This window comes from Cytobacillus sp. FSL R7-0680, assembly GCF_038009245.1.
Lineage (GTDB): Bacteria > Bacillota > Bacilli > Bacillales > Cytobacillaceae > Cytobacillus > Cytobacillus kochii.
The window spans coordinates 2,925,661-2,943,087 of record NZ_JBBPAO010000001.1 but is presented as its reverse complement, the minus strand read 5'-3'; the positions used below and the strand labels follow the sequence as shown (position 1 = coordinate 2,943,087).

Genomic DNA, 17,427 nt, shown 5'->3' with positions numbered 1-17,427 from the left:
AGGAAGGAGGTATTGTACGTATGGGTTGGAAAAAGACAATAAAAAAAGGTTTAAAACAACTTTCACTGAAAAAAGGGAACGAACAAAAGCCATTTATTGAAATGGGAGAGAATTGGAGCAAAACTGAGGCAGTGCCTGTCGCCTTTATGTTCGGCTTTAATCCTTGGAAAAGGGAACATAGCAGCAAATTTTTCTCAGAATATCGCACCGCGTTTGTTTTTGGCCAAGGGGATTTAAAAAGATTGCAACCTTTCATCAAAAAGGCTTCTCAGGTAGTATTTATCGTCTGGGGATTCAAAGAACCTGAAGGGCTAACTGCTTATGCAGCTAAAAAAGGTATTAAAGTCCTTCGTGTGGAAGATGGTTTTGTCCGCTCAGTAGGCTTAGGTGCAGCCCATACGTTTCCTCTATCCATTGCTGTTGATTCAAAGACCCTTTATTTCAATGCTCGGCAACCATCAGATTTAGAAGAATTATTAAATACTTACGAGGTATCAGGAGAAATGTTGCAGCGTGCAAGAGAATGTCGGCTACAGCTTATTCAACAGGGCGTATCAAAATATAACCATACGGCGCAAACTGATATCAATAAGATTTATGGTGAGAAAAAGTCAAAGAGAATTTTAGTTATAGGGCAAGTAGAAGATGACGCATCCATCCAATATGGACTAGAAGCGAAAATGACCAATAATGATCTCGTTCGTGCAGCTGCAAAAGAGCATCCAGAATGTGAAATCATTTATAAGCCACATCCCGATGTTCTTGGCGGATATCGCAAAGCATTTTCTAATCCAATGGATGTGACCGATGTGGCGAAAGTTGTAACTGAACCGCTTGGTATCGTTGATGCGCTCCAGACGATTGATCATGTATACACGATGACTTCTCTCGTTGGCTTCGAGGCCCTTATTCGCGGTATACCAGTTACTTGTTACGGATCGCCATTTTATGCAGGCTGGGGCTTAACAACAGATAGGCAGCCAAACGCTAGAAGGCAACGGAAGCGTACGATTGACGAGTTATTTGCGATTAGCTATCTTGTGTATCCGCGGTATATGAACCCAGATACCGGTGAACATATTCAACTTGAAGAAGCAATGAAAATCTTAATTAGACAACGTGCAGAGAGTATGGAGCTAGAGGGTGATAAGAAAAGACAAGCACTTGCCTTTTCTGAAGCTGAACAATTATATAAACAAGCATTAAGTTTAGTTTATCAACCTAGAAGAGAGCAAGTGTATATTGAACTCCTAAATGATGCGAGACAATACGAAAAATCCCTGCGGCTAATAGAAGAAAAGCAGCGACAGAACAGCTTACCTGACTCTCTATATTGCGAAAAAGGCATTGCTCATGCCGGTCTTGGGAATTATGAAGGAGCACTTATCTCCTTATTAAAAGTAGAAAAAAAATCTAAGCGACAAATGCTTGCTTTAATCAGATTACTATGGAAGATTGAAGGCCCATCAGATAGGTTATTACAAGCAACAGAAGAGACATTAAAAATGTTGGATGTAGATTTTTCTAAAGAAGATATCATGCAGTTTGCAGCTATCCTTAATCATTGCGGTCACCCCTATAAGGCGAAACGGCTTTTACGGGAGAAACAAATAGAACCAATAGAGGTGCCTTATCTTTCTTTGGCAGTCAATTTTGATTTCGATCAACTAAACGCCTCTACTTATAGTGAAAAAGTGGTTGTCAATCAATTGATTCAATCAGAAGGCCAGTTTCAACAACTGCTGACCACTCCAAAAAAGATAGGTATTATACTAGAAGCGACATCACAAGAGGCGGTGCATCATTTCTGCCAAAAATTTGATACCCTCATCTTTGTCACAAAACCAACCTTTTCATTGGTTGATCGGAACCGTTCATTCGTTATGTTTAGTGCCATTCATCCCGAATTGCATGAGCAGGTGAACTTATCACAGGTGGAATTATTATTATGTAATGAGCCGGGCCTTATTCATCGCTATCCCCATGGCTCAGATTATATGCGTACATTGATAGAACGAGGTGTGAAGCTAGAATCTTACCCACAAGGTTTGTATCGTGAGTTAGTCAATCAACTCGGCAGAAAACCAAGCGATCGTGAATTATTACTCTTCTGGATCGTTCAACAAACAGGAGAAAAAATAGCCGAGGAACAAATCCTATACTCAGGCAACAGTAAAGACAAGGATATGCTTAAATCCTACATCGTAGAAGGTGTCCTACAGTGAACAAATGGCGAGTATTAGCAAAGAAAGGTGTTAGGAAAGTAAAAGAGCTACGAAAATATACACAAAGCGTTCGCCAAGTGAAAAGGAATAGTGGAACAAAACCGATCGCATTAGCATTTTACTTTTCCCATTGGAAACAAGAGTGTGTGAAGGAATTTTTTCGTGAATATGAGATTATTTTTATCCCCCATACTTTTACTACTGTTTTTTTACACAGGTTGCTCCGTGTAAAAAGGGAAAAAGTGTTCTTAATATGGGGATCTAAACAACATGTACAGCTAGAAGATATAGCCGAAGCCTATCAAGTTCCCATATATCGTGTGGAGGACGGCTTTGTCCGCTCTGTTGGTTTAGGGGCGCTGCATACATTGCCATACTCCTTATGCATAGACAAGACAGGTATTTATTATGATAGTACACAACCAAGTGACTTAGAGCATTTACTGAATCATCATCATTTTGACCAAGATATCTTAGATCGTGCAGCGCGCATCATAGAAGAAATAAAAGAAAACGGCTTAAGTAAATATAACCATCTTTCAACTAAAGATGTGAATGTAGTCTACGGCAGGAAAGCGAACAAGCGGATATTAGTCATTGGACAAGTAGAAGATGACGCTTCGATTATGATGGGAGCAGCTACACGTTGGACGAACAATGACTTGGTCCGCTTAGCTAGGGAGGAAAATCCTCATGCGCAAATTATATATAAGCCGCATCCTGACGTATTATCTGGTAAAAGACCGCTGCAATCCAATCCAAAAGACGTCACGCATCTAGCACAGATTGTCAGCGAACCAATTAGCTTGCATGATTCACTTAAAACCGTTGACCATGTTTATACCATTACTTCTTTATCCGGTTTCGAAGCACTCATGCGAGGCATTCCCGTTACAACAGTCGGAGCCCCTTTTTACTCCAACTGGGGCTTAACAGATGATCGTCAAATGGTAGCCAGAAGAAGAAGGCAACGCACACTTGTAGAAGTATTCGCTGCCGCCTATTTACTTTATCCCAAATATATGAACCCGAATACCAAAGAACCTATCACTCTAGAAGAGACAATCCAATTAATTAATGAAGAAAGGAATGCTCCCGTTCACACTTAATGGCGCGTTCCTTCTCGCCCCATCTTCTTCCTTAAGGATTTCCGTGCCCCTTCCCGCCACTGCTTCACAGCAGAAATAGACACCCCCTCTTTAATGGCAATCTCTCGAATCGAGTGATCATACATGAGTGTATACCATACCCACTTAAACTGCTTCTCCGTCAAACATCCTCGACAAACCCGCAAAAACTCAAGCTCTACAGTAGAATCATCACTCGTTTCATCACCAACCACCAATAACCAAAACTCTTCCTCAGCCACTACCCACCGCTCTGCGTAGTTAATCGACCGCTTCAACTCATTCAACAATTTCCCCCTCACACAAGCATAAGCATAACTAATAAAAGGCTTTCCCAACCCTTCATCATATCGCTCCCAAGCCTCCCACAAAGCAATCACACCTACCTGATAATATTCCTCTTTCTCCCGATAAATCCCCAAACTCCTCATAATCTTAAAAATCATTGGCTCATACGACTTAAGCACAACCTCAAACTCCTGCACTCTCTATCATCCTTAAAGGAAGCGCGCTTACCGGTTTTTTCCTAGGTAGAGGTAGTTTAAGATATGGGATAGGAAATGAGCAAAACAAAAAAAGTATGGGAAACATCAGTGATTCCAATAAATTTGACATAAAAAAACCGAAAATTGACCGTTTTTTTTTTAAAAACAAGATACCTGTAATAATTTTCTCACTTTTTCGATTTAAGTCTCATTGCTAAGTTTGTTTGATATAATCATGTATTGAATATAATCATTTTGGAGGATAAGTTTTTGAAACAATTACAGCTCGAGAGTTTTTATCAGAATGTGTCAAAATATGTGGAGATGGAAGAATGGCAAAATGTCTATAATATATTGAGTGATCGAATAGATGCATTTTTAATGAAGGAAGAACAATTGCTAGACGAACTTAAGAAAATAGAATCAAAAGATAATGAGATATTTCTTCAGTTAGGTTTATATAAGTTTAAAAGTAATAAACAATTTAAGGTACTTAGTTTAAAAAAATATTTTTTACAGCCAAGTATATATTTGAGAACAAAGGTGCAAATAAGTAAAGTTAAACTAAAATTAAGTAATATCCTTATATGGTATATTAACAGTCTAATAGAATTAAAAAAATATAATGAGGCTAAGATAATAATTAGTAAGAATGCTACGAACCCTTCAGATGAAATACTTACATTAGAGGCGAAGCTTGGTTATTTATTAAACGAGAAAGAGTGGAGTATGAATTGCTATCAAAAATTAATAGCAAACAATGTCAAGTTAATAGAAGAAGATTATGTTAACTATCTCGATATTGCAATAGACGATAATATAGATACTGCATATAAGATGGCTAATCAGGCATATGAATATTATCCGAGCAATGAAAAAATTGCATTATACTTCGTAAAAACATCATTTTTAAAAATGAACTGGAAAGAAACTATTAATAGGTTCGAAGAAGTAAAAAAGAAAATAAATCTTTATAATGAAGTTTTATTAATAGGTAGCGTTACAAACCAAATATTGGGAGATAGTAAACAAGCTGAGAGTATAATGAAAGATTTTCTAACAGCAAATGAAGGAGAGTCCATTTATAAATATGATAAACCCTATCTAAAAGTTAATTTGTTAGATAATGGAGAAAGCAGAATTGAATATTATAAGATGACAAAACAAACTAAAGAAATTTGTTTAACATTCGATTCTATAAATATAACTTGGGATAGAAATCCATTTTCCTTTAATTTTATACAAAAATTTGATTTAGATATTATTGCTTTAAGAAGGAGAACAAAAGATAACTATTATCAAGATTTACAGATAGAAAAGTATCATCTTGCTGTAAGGGATATTTTGAAAGGGTATGATAAAACATTTGCATATGGATTTAGTTTAGGTGCTTATGCTGCACTATATTATGCATCAGAACTAAATGCTAGCATTTTATCCTTGTCTCCTAGATTATCGGTGCATCCAAATTATAATGGAAAGCCTAGAAAAAAGACAGTTTTCACCCATCAATCTTTTTTACCTAGAAATGAGTCGATTAAGCCAATAATTATTTATGATCCAAAGGACCAGTTAGATAATAAATATATAGAGACTAATGTAAAAAAATCCTTTCCTAATGGACAATTCATAAAAACACCTTATTCTGGTCACTCGACAGCACCTTATTTGTTATCAATTGGATTATTAAAGAAAACAGTACAAAGTGTATTCGATGGAGAACCAATTCCTATAATTGATAGAAAAAAGAACTTACACTCATATATATATATTAATGAGTTAGCTTCACATTGTTTAAGGAGAAATAAGTTAAATTGGGCGAAGAAATTAATAGAATACTCCTTATCCTTAGAGCCTGATAAAGCAGATACAAAGAAAATAAGTAAAAAAATTTTACAAAAGATGGCTAAATAAATTTAGCCATCTTCTTTGTTTAACACTTCTATATATGTAACAGAAAATTTAGTAAATATTATTTGAAAACCTTATATTTTATGATATTATAAGACATTATTATCAGTATGAAAAATTAGGTAGAAAAATGTAAAATAAATGTTATAATGTAATTTGATTGTATTTTTATATAGGTATTTATAATTATTTCGAAATAATGTTATGGGAGGATGTGTTTATATGAAAAAAGTAAGAAAAGCCATCATTCCTGCTGCCGGACTTGGAACACGTTTTTTACCTGCTACAAAGGCTATGCCTAAGGAGATGCTTCCAATTGTTGACAAACCAACAATTCAATACATAATTGAAGAAGCAGTAGCTGCGGGAATAGAGGATATCTTAATCATAACCGGCAAAGGGAAAAGGGCTATCGAAGATCATTTTGACCATGCTCCAGAACTAGAGTCTAATTTGTTGGAAAAAGGGAAGATAGATTTACTGAATAAAGTGCAATATGCATCAAACCTTGCAAATATACATTATATTAGGCAAAAAGAACCAAAAGGTTTGGGTCATGCTGTTTGGTGTGCACGTAATTTTATCGGTGAGGAGCCTTTTGCAGTTTTATTAGGTGATGATATTGTTGAAAGTGAAACACCTTGCATTAAACAGTTAATTTATCAATATGAAATTTTACAAAGCTCAGTGATCGGAGTTCAACAGGTACCTGAAAATGAAACAGATAGGTACGGTATAATAGACCCTTTAAATCGTGAAGGTAGAAGGTATAAAGTGAATAATTTTATAGAAAAACCAGTTAAAGGCCTAGCCCCGTCTAATTTAGCAATTATGGGTCGATATATTTTAACACCTGATATTTTTGAATTACTAGAGAGACAAGAAAAAGGTTCTGGCGGAGAAGTGCAATTAACAGATGCTATTCAAAAATTAAACGAGTTTCAGAGTGTATATGCCTACGATTTCGATGGGACGAGGTATGATGTTGGTGAGAAATTAGGCTTTATCAAAACAACAATCAATTTTGCGTTAAAGGAAGAAAATTTAAGGAAAGATATAATGGAGTATATGGAACAATTAATAATTAATAAGAAGATTGTAAATTGATATAATATCGGAACTGATCGTTATTGTATTCGTATCATCTATACTAGCTGGGGCTTTCTTAAAATGAAATGATAAATACGGTTTATAAACTTTTAAGGAAGTTTTACTATTATAATTGTTATACATATTATATAAAAGATAGGTTACCCCATCTTCAATCCATGAAGAGGGGTCTTCTCATGTATGGGAATAAAATTGTAAAATATAGTAACTTTTTTGTTTGATCGGGGGATTAACGTTGAATTTATTAAGTTTGTTATGGAAAGAAAGGCAAAGAGAAAAATGTAATTTGTACGATATATCTTATTCTAATAATGAAGTGGAAGTCTTATTAAAAGAAGAGGGTTTTGAAGAAAGTGTGAAAAGTAATAGTTGTTTATTGCTAGTCAACCGATATACAAAGGAAAGAAAAGAATTCACATTAAAACATAAAATGGTAGGAAATGTTAATGTTTTTTTTGTCAAGTTGTCACTCGATGAAATACAAAGTTTATTTGCTACATTTAACGAAGTTTGGGATGCATATTATCTAAAAAAAACAAACAAAAAAATTACTAATGTTAGAATTAAAAATATTAATAACGAGTATAATAAATATCCTATATATAATAGCGATATTAATAGAGAAACCATTTTTTACTCTACCGTAAAAGGTAATTTGTCTATTAAGATTGAGGAAAGTAACCCTGAGTTTCTTGTGAATAATATTATTCTTAGTAAAAATGGAACTGCGTTTATTGAAGGTACCTTCTCTTTATCATATATAAAATTAGAAAATCTAAATATTTCGAAAGATATCTTTATGAAGGATGGATTAAATTTTGAAGTATTAGGAGAATTGTTATTAGATAAGGAAGATGGGGTACTCACAAGTACTTCATTTAAAAAAACTTCATTTAAGTTCGATCTAAAAAGAGTAGTCAATAATGTAAAAAAAGGAATACCAATTCCCATGTATCTTAAAGTTTCTGATGATGAAACAATTAGGTACATCCCTATAAAACATCATGAAATCTTTAATGAAAAAGCTTCATTTTATTTAGAGAACAAAATTCAGGAGATTAGTTTAAAGGCCAAAAGTCCTGATTTTGGTATAAATATGGAAGTATTAAATGATGATATTCAGGTAGAAGTTAGTGAAATTTATCCAATTGGAAACCAAATAGAATTAAAAGGTAAATTGTTGAATACATCAAGTGAACTTATTCACATGATGAAAAACCCCCAAATATTTTTTGTGAAAAGAGAAAAGCCTGCGTGTTTTATTCAATACCCAGTTTTAATTAATAATAATCATACTTTTCATTTTGTGTTAGATGTAGATGATATAAACCTAAACTTTGAGGAAGATTTATACGGTATTTTCGATGTTTATCTTATCTTATCAGGAATAAAGTACAGGTTAACTAATAGGTCTGATGGTATTGTAAATAAACAAAAAATAATCAACCTTCCTCAAATCTTACAACCAAACAATTCAGGTAATTTAATGGCAATCAAGCCCTATTATACAATTAATAATGAGTTCTCAATACTCATAAGAGATGTAATTCACCTTAAGAAAATAGATAGTGTAAGTATTTTAAAAGATGGTATTAGATTTGAAGGTAAATTAAATATTCAACCACCAAACAAAGATGTTAGTGATATATGTCAAGGCCAGTTGAAGTTTAAAGGTGATTTCGGAAGAGTTTTTGAATGCCCTGTTGAATGGACTTTTGAGAAGACTGAAAAGACACCTTTAGAATTTGCGTTTAAAACCGAAATGAAATTTAATGATAGTTTTATTAGCCCAGATAATACTATTGAAGTAATTACTACGAATGCTATTGAATGTAAGGTCTTATTCTGTAATCATCACTCGACATTCCAAATGGTTGTAGACCCTCTTAAAATATATAAATATAAAGATGATAAGTCAGAAAAGCCTCTCTTTTTAAAAAAGTTAGAGACTAAACTTATTGAAAATAGCTATAGAATGTTTAATAAGTTATTGCCAATTAAGGAAAATACTATTATCTTTCAAAGTTTTCATGGCAAATCATATTCATGTAATCCAAAAGCCATATATAAATATATGAAAGAACATGATATAGACATGAATTTTGTTTGGGTCTTAAATAATCAGTATAAGAAAATAGAAGGAAATCCACAAATAGTCAAACCTAAATCTTTAAAATATTATTATTATATGGCAAGAGCAAAATATTTTGTAAACAATGGTAACTTTCCTGATTTTTATAATAAACGGAAAGGTGCTGTTCATATACAAACTTGGCATGGTACACCTCTGAAAAAATTAGGGTTTGATATAGATATATCATCGCCTTCCTATAAAGAGAATACGTCACCAGCTCTTATGAGAAGGAATAAGCGATGGGATTATCTAATTGGTCCTAACGATTACACATCTGAGATATTAAAAAGGGCTTTTAAATACGAAGGTAAAATGTTAGATATAGGTTATCCGAGAAATGATATCTTCTACAATTATAAGGAAGATGTTATTACTGAATTAAAGAATAGGTTAGGTATACCTATATCAAAGAAGGTTATTTTATATGCACCAACATGGCGTGATTATGAATTTCATAATGGAAGGCCAGAAGAAAACTTTAATGTTAAATTTGATATTGAGAGATTTAAATCGGAGTTCGGAGAAGATTACGTACTTCTTTTAAGGCTCCATTATAGAGATGCTAATAGGCTTAAAATAAATGTTAATAATAATGTTGTTTTGAATGTATCGAATTATGACGATATACAAGAATTATATCTTATTAGCGATATTTTAATAACGGATTATTCATCAGTAATGTTTGACTATGCTAATTTAAATAGACCAATTTTATTTTATGCCTATGATTATAAGAGGTATAGTTCAGAGCTTAGGGGATTTTATTTGAATTTTAAAGAAGAAGCGCCTGGACCAATTATTACTAGTGAGGCTCGATTATTTCAAGAAATACGAAATATAGATCAGGTGAAAAATAGATATGCAAGCAGGTACAAGAGATTTCAGGAAAAATTCTGTCATTTAGATGATGGTGAGGCATCTAAAAGAGTAATTAATACTGTATTTAAGAGTGGGTGAGGAAAAGTGAAAATAAATTTTTTGATTTTTGATGTGTATGGAATGGGAGGTACAGTCAGGACTGTGCTTAATGTAACAAATTATTTAGCAAAGACAGGGTATGATGTTGAAATTATAAGTGTTTTTAGGCATAGACAGAAGGCTTTTTTCGATATTGACCCTCGAATTAAAGTAACCGTATTACATGATGTGGTTAATCGGGATAAAAATCAAAAAGGATTTAAAAATAAGGTTTCTAATTACTTGATGAATCGAAAAAGTAGGTTAATACATTCGGATGATGAGGGTTACCACTTTTTTTCTTTGTTAACGGATATTAAAATGTTTAATTATATTAAAACGATACAAGAAGGTATTATTGTATCAACACGTCCTAGCTTTAATATTTTTACAGCAAAGTATGCCAATAAAGGTGTTAAGATAATTGGTCAAGAACATTTGAATTTTTCAATATATCCACCAAGAATGAAAAAATCACTTTTAAAAAATTATATACACTTAGATTTTTTAGCTACATTAACGGATGAAGATACAGATGATTATAAAAAGCTATTGAAAAAGGGAAAAGTCAAGGTTGAGAAGTTAACAAATTCTATCCCTGCTTTGCAAGGAGTAACATCGAATGTTGAATCAAAGGTTATAATTGCAGCTGGTAGGCTTGTAGAACAAAAGGGATTTGACTTATTAATAGAGTCTTTTAGTGTTGTTAATCAGATTCACCCTGATTGGCAGTTAAAAATATTTGGTAGTGGAAGGGATAAACAAAAGCTCGAAGATTTAATAACTGAAAAAAAACTATATAATCACGTCTTCTTAATGGGACCAACACAAAATATTGAGATAGAATTGGCTAATTCATCTATTTATGCATTAAGTTCACGTTTTGAAGGGTTTGGTATGGTTATAATTGAAGCAATGCAATGCGGTGTGCCTGTTGTAAGCTTTGATTGTCCTAAAGGCCCTAGTGAGATAATATCTCATAATGTTGATGGATTACTAATCGAAAATGGAAATACAGAGAAGTTGGCAAACGGTATGATTGAGTTGATAGAAAATAAAGAAAAAAGAAGAGCATTTTCAGTCAAGGCAATGAAAAATGTAAAAAGGTATGAAATCGAGAATATTGGACAATTATGGGAAAAGTTGATTGATGAAATCTTTTCTGAGAATGAGGAGCATAATCTTAGAATTAGTGAAACTACTAAGACGTTCTAATAATTGTGAAGGAGTAAATATGATAGGAAACAAAATATTAAACGATGTAAACTATATATCTTTTGATGAAAATTTACTAATTGTTGATTTTAACAAGAATGTCGATGAATATAACATAAAAATAATTGTGAAAAAAAGAAAAAATCATAATGATTTTAGATATGAATCCGCAATTGAGTTTGTAAGTATTGACAACACAACCAATACTTTTTTTATTAACATAAGTAAATTGCCAATATCAAAAGACGGTGAAAATATTTGGGATGTTTTTGCAGAAGTAATAGATAAAGAGGGTTTTTCTATAGAACAGGATTTATTGATACTTAAAGACAATTATAATTTTAATTATTTTAGTTATTTCCAAGACGGTTATCTACTTAAAAGCAAACCATATATTACTAGTAAATTTAATAGTTTATCAATACTTATTAAAGTTGATCAGGTAAAGGCAAACATCTTAAGAGTTTCTAATAATGACAAGGACTTATTGTTAGAAGGTGAGCTACAATCCGAAGAGATGGATATTTTCACCATATCAGAAGAACCTGTAAATTTCGAGATTATTTCAAACCAAAATGATATTCTTAATGTAGAAAAATCAAGTGTGTTATTACTAAACTCATATTTTACTATAAGGATTAATTTAGAAAGTTTGTTGAAGTGTATAAAATCCGGAGAAGGAGAATATAGTGTTATCTTGAATTTGTGGATTTCAAACTTCAATGAAAGAAAAGTCCCAATTTCAGATGAATCGAATACCTTTAGTATAAATTATAAAGATTCTACTATAATTTATCATAGAGGGAAGGTCTTATTAAATTAAAGAAGAGGTTAAGTTATGGGACATGAGTTTACCGTTTCTGAAACAAATATTTTAGATTTTAAACCCGATTACACAAAGGATAAGCTATTTATAAATACATTTCAGAATAAGAGCCTTTTAAATCTTGCAAGAGAATATGAAAATGCTTATAAAATGTATAAAGAGATAATATCTAAAGATTATATTTTGTACTATCATGATAAAAATAATTCTAGGTTTTGTAAAAGGGGATTATTTGAAAAATTATGGGTAAGAAAAGATCTAATAAAACAGGGAGAGCTTTTTTATTCGATTGATGAACAGATAGAGAATAAGGAAACCATTTTGCAAAGAAAAAAATTATTAGTCATTTTTTCCTGTATGCCCAGACCTGAGGATTATGATAGTAGCTTAACAGCAGATAGGTGCTTTACACCGTTTTTTAAATCCATAGCTAGAAGTTTAGTTAAGGACGTAATTATTATGAGAATAATGGATCTTAATCTATCACACGGATCTCATTACATTAATACATATAACTATCCAAATATGGAAGATGACGTGAAGGCTGCAATAGAAATAGTGTCATCTCAATATAATATAGAGAAAGAAGATATCTTATTATATGGCGTCTCTAAAGGGGGGACAGGAGCACTTTATCATGGTAGTAAAAACGATTATAAAGTGGTTGCTGTTGACCCTATAATTAGCTTAGAGGAATATAATGATAATAATGATGAGCATTTTTTAGTAGGATTAAGAAAAGTAGACCTAATTGAAGATATAAATAGTTTTCTATTAGAAAGTAAACAAACTAAATTTGTAATAGGAAATGAAAATGTTAAGTTTAACTATAAGAAAATCATGGAATTAAACGATAAGGTAGAAAAGGTTATTTTGAAAGACGAGAAAATAACCCATCATAATGAAGTATCAAGAAATTGTGTGCCAGAACAACTAACTCTCCTGAATATGTTATTATCTGAGACTATAAATGTTACTTTTGGAAAAGAATTAATGTTATTATAGAATTAGAATATTTTTACATTAAAGTTTGTACTTTAAAACCGAGAGGAGCACTATACTTGGCCAAGAGTGTCATTAAATACTTCAGTCGCAAAGTTCCTTTTATTAAACAACCTATACGTGATTATATTAAGAATGAACGGTTTAAGATTCGCGCGAAGTATAATTATTATGTGAATCATTTAAAAGTGGAAGATCGAGTGATTTTGTATGAGGCATATCATGGTAAAAGTTTTACGTGTAATCCATTAGCTATTTTTTTAGCGTTTGAAAAAAGAACTGATTTCGATCAGTTTCTTCATATTATAGTTGTGAATGAAAACGATTCTTTTGTAGACACATTACCAAAAAGAAAAAATATAAAATTTGTAGCAGTAGATGATGATCTTTATTTAAGATACTTAGCTACTGCTAAATATCTAATTAATAATACGTCCTTTCCTTATTATTTCATTAAACGAGAAGGTCAGGTATATGTGAATACATGGCATGGGACACCCCTTAAGACGTTAGGAAGAGATATTAAACAAGCGGGCATGACTGATCATATGAATATCCAGCGGAATTTATTACAAACGGATATATTGGTTAGTCCTAATCAATTTACATATGAAAAACTATTGTCTTCACATGATATTTACGAAATTTTTCCAGGATGGGTTGCTGATATTGGTTATCCTCGTGTCGATCGAACGTTAGCTGCTTCAAGTAAGGATATATTATCTCAGTTAGGGGTAACGAGTGGAACTAAGGTGATCTTATATGCCCCAACGTGGCGGGGGACGGTAGGAAATGAGGCAGATATGAGTGAGCAACTACTTCAGGATGTCCTCCATTTAAAGAGGGAATTAGGCAGTGACTATACTGTATTATTGAAGTCTCATTATTTTACCTTTAAGTACTTTGAGGAAAACCAAAAACAAGAGCTATGTGTACCAAATGGCATGGACACAAATTTATTGCTTTCAGCAGTCGATATTTTAATAACTGATTATTCTAGCATCTTTTTTGACTTCTTACCGACAGGGCGTTCAGTCATTTTCTATGGAGATGATATTGAACAATATAGTCATGAAAGAGGATTCTACCTCCCGATTGATCAATTACCTGGACTACTCACTCAAAAGCTAGAAGAAGTGATTGTGCATATTAAAAATATCGACTTAGAGCAAGAGAAATATAATGAGAAGTACAAAGAATATCAAGAACAGTTTTGTTATAATGATGATGGCCAGGCTGCTTCAAGACTGTTATCAATCTTAGTAGACAATGAACAAAAGCATTTAATCAAAACGGATACAAAAAAAGAGAAAATTATTATGTATTGCGGAGCTTTCTATAATAATGGTATAACGATGTCTGCTTTAACCTTATTAGATGCGATTGATTATGATAAATACGAAGTGGTTGTCATAGAGAATCCGAAAGGTTCTGAAGAAAAATGGGTAAATATTAAAAGAGCTAATCCTAATGTTCATTTTATTTACCGACCGGGGGTTCTCGGTAGAACAGTTCTTGATAGCTATAAACATCAATGGATCCTGAATCGTGGTGTCAGTGGACAAATTGTAGAAAAGGTACTACCGGCACATTTATATTATAATGAGTTTCGCCGGTTAGTTGGAGACGTGAAATTTGATCATGCAATAAATTTTGGTGGTTATAATGATTTTTGGAGTCTCCTATTTGCCTTTTCGCGAATAAAGAATAAATCTATTTATCTTCATAATGATATGATGGAAGAATTTAATAAGAAAATCAAAGGCAAATTTAAACATAAAAAGAATCTAAAAGTGATTTTTTCTATTTATAAATATTATGATAGAATCATCTCAGTAGCAGAATCGACACACGAAACGAATATGAAAAACTTAGAGCAGTTAGTACCAGATAGTCACAAAAAAATGACATATGTTAATAATCTTGTTGATAGTAACCGTGTGAAGACACTGATGAATCAGTATGATTATATCGAAGTGAACGGGAATAATTATCTTGTTACGGACCAATTAGCAGAGTCTGTTAAGTTAACTATTCAAGGAGTCATAGCTCCTGAAGAGGTAGATGTAAACTTTGTCACTGTTGGTAGACTTTCACCTGAAAAGGGTCACGAAAAATTAATTCATGCATTTTGGGCTTTATACCAATATGATCAGCATATTAAGCTTTATATCGTTGGGGAAGGACCACTAAAAGAATCATTGCAATCTCTTATTAAGAAGCTAAAAATGAATGATCGCATTATATTGGTGGGACAATTATCTAATCCCTTTGTTCTTATTAATCAGTGTGATTGTTTTGTTCTTTCTTCAAATTATGAGGGTCAAGGACTCGTGCTACTCGAAACATTGATTATAGGTAAACCGATTATAGCAACAGATGTAACAGGTGTTAGAAGTGTCCTTAAAGAAGGCTATGGTGAGTTAGTAGAGAACAATCAAGAAGCATTGGCTGAAAAGTTAATTCAATTTGTTGAGCGTTACCGACAAAAATGTTTACCTGAGAGAAATACATTTCATGACGAACAGTATAATCAAGAAGCATTAAACCAATTTTATGGTAAAGTACTAGGGAAATCATTATAATATTATTATCGGCAATGTAAGGGAATTATTCATCTTTTAATTCCCTTTTTATTTTTGCTCTGTCGCAACAGAAAATGACAATTTCATCATTCAATGATAAAATATTTTCTCGGGGAGAGTAATTCATTGTTAAAAGAAAATTAAAGGCACGGAAAGGAAAAACGCATGCGTTCTGTAGTGACAGTTTTAAAAGAACAAATAAAAAGTTTTTATTTAGTTAGACGCCTTTCTGTTTATGAAATGAAAAGTGCGAACAGAAACAACTATTTAGGGATTCTATGGGAAATTATAAACCCTATGATTCAAATTGCGATTTATTGGTTTGTGTTTGGCTATGGGATATTTAAAGCAGTTGGTAGACCTGATGTACAAATGGGTGATGGAGGAGCTATTCCTTATTTTTCATGGATGTTATCAGGCATAGTCGTTTGGTTCTTTATTAATCAATCGATCACAATGGGCTCGAAATCGGTTTATTCGAGAATTAAGATGGTATCCAAAATGAGTTTCCCAATGAGTGTCATACCTACCTATGTGATTTTTGCAAAGCTTTATCAACATTTAATGTTACTAGTTATTGTACTCATTATGTTCCAATTTATGGGTTATCCAATTTCTGTATATTATATACAATTACCATATATGATGTTAGCGACCTTAATATTCTTGGTTGCGCTATCACTAATCACCTCTACTATTTCAACAATCGTACGTGATTTTCAAATGGCTATTCAATCAGTAGTGAGGATTCTCATCTATGTATCACCATTTTTATGGCCACCATATGAACTTGAGCCTGAGATTGTGCCAACATTAATGCAGCTGAACCCGATTTATTACTTAGCAGAAGGATATCGTGCGACAATCTTAGGTCTAAATTGGTATCCATTTGTGAATTGGGAATATAGCCTTTATTTCTGGGGAATTACTATACTATTATTTGTCGTTGGTTCGATTTTACATGTGAAATTTAGAGATCGCTTCGTAGACTTTCTATAAGATGGATGTGAATTATGGAACATTCAGTTGTTTTAAACAATATTACAAAAAAATATAAAATGTATGATGGTAATAAGGAAAAGTTATTAGATATTTTATTACCGAAAAGTTATGGTGAAGATTTTTACGCGTTGCAAAATGTTAGTTTTACAGCTGAAAAAGGTGACGTTGTTGGATTTATTGGAGTGAATGGTTCTGGTAAATCTACGCTGTCCAATATCCTTGCCGGCATTATCCCACCTACTACAGGGGAGGTAACCATCAATGGGAAGACGGCATTAATTGCTGTCAATTCAGGTTTGAATAATCAATTGACTGGGCGCGAAAATATTGAATTAAAATGTCTGATGCTCGGTTTTAGTAAAGCGCAGATTAAAGAGTTAGAGCCGGAAATTATTGATTTTGCTGATATAGGTAAATTTATTGATCAACCGGTCAAAAGCTATTCCAGTGGGATGAAATCACGTTTAGGCTTTGCTATTTCTGTAAATATTGATCCGGATATATTAGTGATTGATGAAGCACTTTCAGTCGGTGATCAGACATTTGCCGATAAATGCTTAGATAAGATGAATGAGTTTAAAGCAAAAGGAAAAACAATTTTCTTTATTAGTCACTCGATTGGTCAAATGAATCGTTTCTGTGAGAAAGCACTTTGGCTGGAGTATGGTGAAGTGAGAGAGTTTGGTCCGATTAAAGAAGTCATGCCAAAATATCAGGCTTTCTTAAAGGAATATAAAGCGATGAATGCTTCCGAGAAGCGTGCCTTTAAAGAAAAGGCAATGAAGAAGCAAGCAGGACTTGTTACAAATTAAATAAATGTTTATGAAGTGTGAGGCTAAATTGATTTT

11 protein-coding genes and 1 pseudogene are annotated in these 17,427 nt (G+C 32.7%); 11 read left to right on the top strand and 1 reads right to left on the bottom strand.

The features are described 5' to 3' along the window. Positions 1-20: 20 nt before the first annotated feature. Complete coding sequence (locus MKY26_RS14650) at positions 21-2,225, top strand: capsular polysaccharide export protein, LipB/KpsS family (RefSeq protein WP_341097959.1); 2,205 nt, start codon at positions 21-23, stop codon at positions 2,223-2,225. Further along, entirely contained in the window at positions 2,222-3,334 is a 1,113-nt protein-coding gene (locus MKY26_RS14645) for a capsular polysaccharide export protein, LipB/KpsS family (RefSeq protein WP_224937186.1), read from the top strand. Before MKY26_RS14650 ends, MKY26_RS14645 begins: the two co-directional genes overlap by 4 nt. Here MKY26_RS14645 and MKY26_RS14640 read toward each other — a convergent pair. Beyond that, positions 3,331-3,837 carry a sigma-70 family RNA polymerase sigma factor gene (locus MKY26_RS14640; protein ID WP_251162162.1) on the bottom strand — a complete coding sequence of 169 codons (507 nt, stop codon included), beginning with the start codon at positions 3,835-3,837 and terminating at the stop codon, positions 3,331-3,333. The two genes, MKY26_RS14645 and MKY26_RS14640, sit on opposite strands and share 4 nt — an antisense overlap. 270 nt (positions 3,838-4,107) lie before the next feature. Between MKY26_RS14640 and MKY26_RS14635 the strand changes: the two genes are divergently transcribed. From MKY26_RS14635 to tagH, 9 genes and pseudogenes are all read left to right on the top strand, one after another. Beyond that, positions 4,108-5,751 (top strand): hypothetical protein, encoded by a 1,644-nt coding sequence (locus MKY26_RS14635; RefSeq protein WP_341097956.1) that lies wholly within the window; start codon positions 4,108-4,110, stop codon positions 5,749-5,751. A 219-nt stretch (positions 5,752-5,970) separates the two neighbouring features. Further along, positions 5,971-6,855 (top strand): UTP--glucose-1-phosphate uridylyltransferase GalU, encoded by an 885-nt coding sequence (galU, locus tag MKY26_RS14630; protein WP_289434680.1) that lies wholly within the window; start codon positions 5,971-5,973, stop codon positions 6,853-6,855. Positions 6,856-7,093: 238 nt separating this feature from the next. Continuing rightward, entirely contained in the window at positions 7,094-9,949 is a 2,856-nt protein-coding gene (locus MKY26_RS14625) for a CDP-glycerol glycerophosphotransferase family protein (RefSeq protein ID WP_341097954.1), read from the top strand. Between the two features lie 6 nt (positions 9,950-9,955). Beyond that, positions 9,956-11,164, top strand: a complete 1,209-nt coding sequence (locus MKY26_RS14620) for a glycosyltransferase family 4 protein (RefSeq protein WP_289434678.1) — start codon at positions 9,956-9,958, stop codon at positions 11,162-11,164. 19 nt (positions 11,165-11,183) lie between these two features. After that, the gene (locus tag MKY26_RS14615) at positions 11,184-11,987 is read left to right on the top strand and encodes a hypothetical protein (protein WP_341097950.1); all 804 of its coding nucleotides are present in this window, start codon (positions 11,184-11,186) and stop codon (positions 11,985-11,987) included. A gap of 15 nt (positions 11,988-12,002) precedes the next feature. Further along, positions 12,003-12,995, top strand: coding sequence for an XcbB/CpsF family capsular polysaccharide biosynthesis protein (locus MKY26_RS14610; RefSeq protein WP_341097948.1), 993 nt, complete (start codon positions 12,003-12,005; stop codon positions 12,993-12,995). Positions 12,996-13,051: 56 nt separating this feature from the next. Further along, a complete protein-coding gene (locus tag MKY26_RS14605) occupies positions 13,052-15,577 on the top strand; it encodes a glycosyltransferase (protein WP_341097944.1) in 2,526 nt (841 codons plus the stop codon). Between the two features lie 165 nt (positions 15,578-15,742). Beyond that, positions 15,743-16,576, top strand: a complete 834-nt coding sequence (locus tag MKY26_RS14600; RefSeq protein WP_307315892.1) for an ABC transporter permease — start codon at positions 15,743-15,745, stop codon at positions 16,574-16,576. Between the two features lie 14 nt (positions 16,577-16,590). Then, positions 16,591-17,376, top strand: a pseudogene (gene tagH / locus MKY26_RS14595) (teichoic acids export ABC transporter ATP-binding subunit TagH); the annotation flags it as partial. Positions 17,377-17,427: the final 51 nt, after the last annotated feature.

Coding starts and splice junctions, on each gene's coding strand:
- MKY26_RS14650 (WP_341097959.1), top strand. CDS start 21: ATGGGTTGGAAAAAGACAATAAAAAAAGGTTTAAAACAACTTTCACTG.
- galU (WP_289434680.1), top strand. CDS start 5,971: ATGAAAAAAGTAAGAAAAGCCATCATTCCTGCTGCCGGACTTGGAACA.
- MKY26_RS14615 (WP_341097950.1), top strand. CDS start 11,184: ATGATAGGAAACAAAATATTAAACGATGTAAACTATATATCTTTTGAT.
- MKY26_RS14610 (WP_341097948.1), top strand. CDS start 12,003: ATGGGACATGAGTTTACCGTTTCTGAAACAAATATTTTAGATTTTAAA.
- MKY26_RS14600 (WP_307315892.1), top strand. CDS start 15,743: ATGCGTTCTGTAGTGACAGTTTTAAAAGAACAAATAAAAAGTTTTTAT.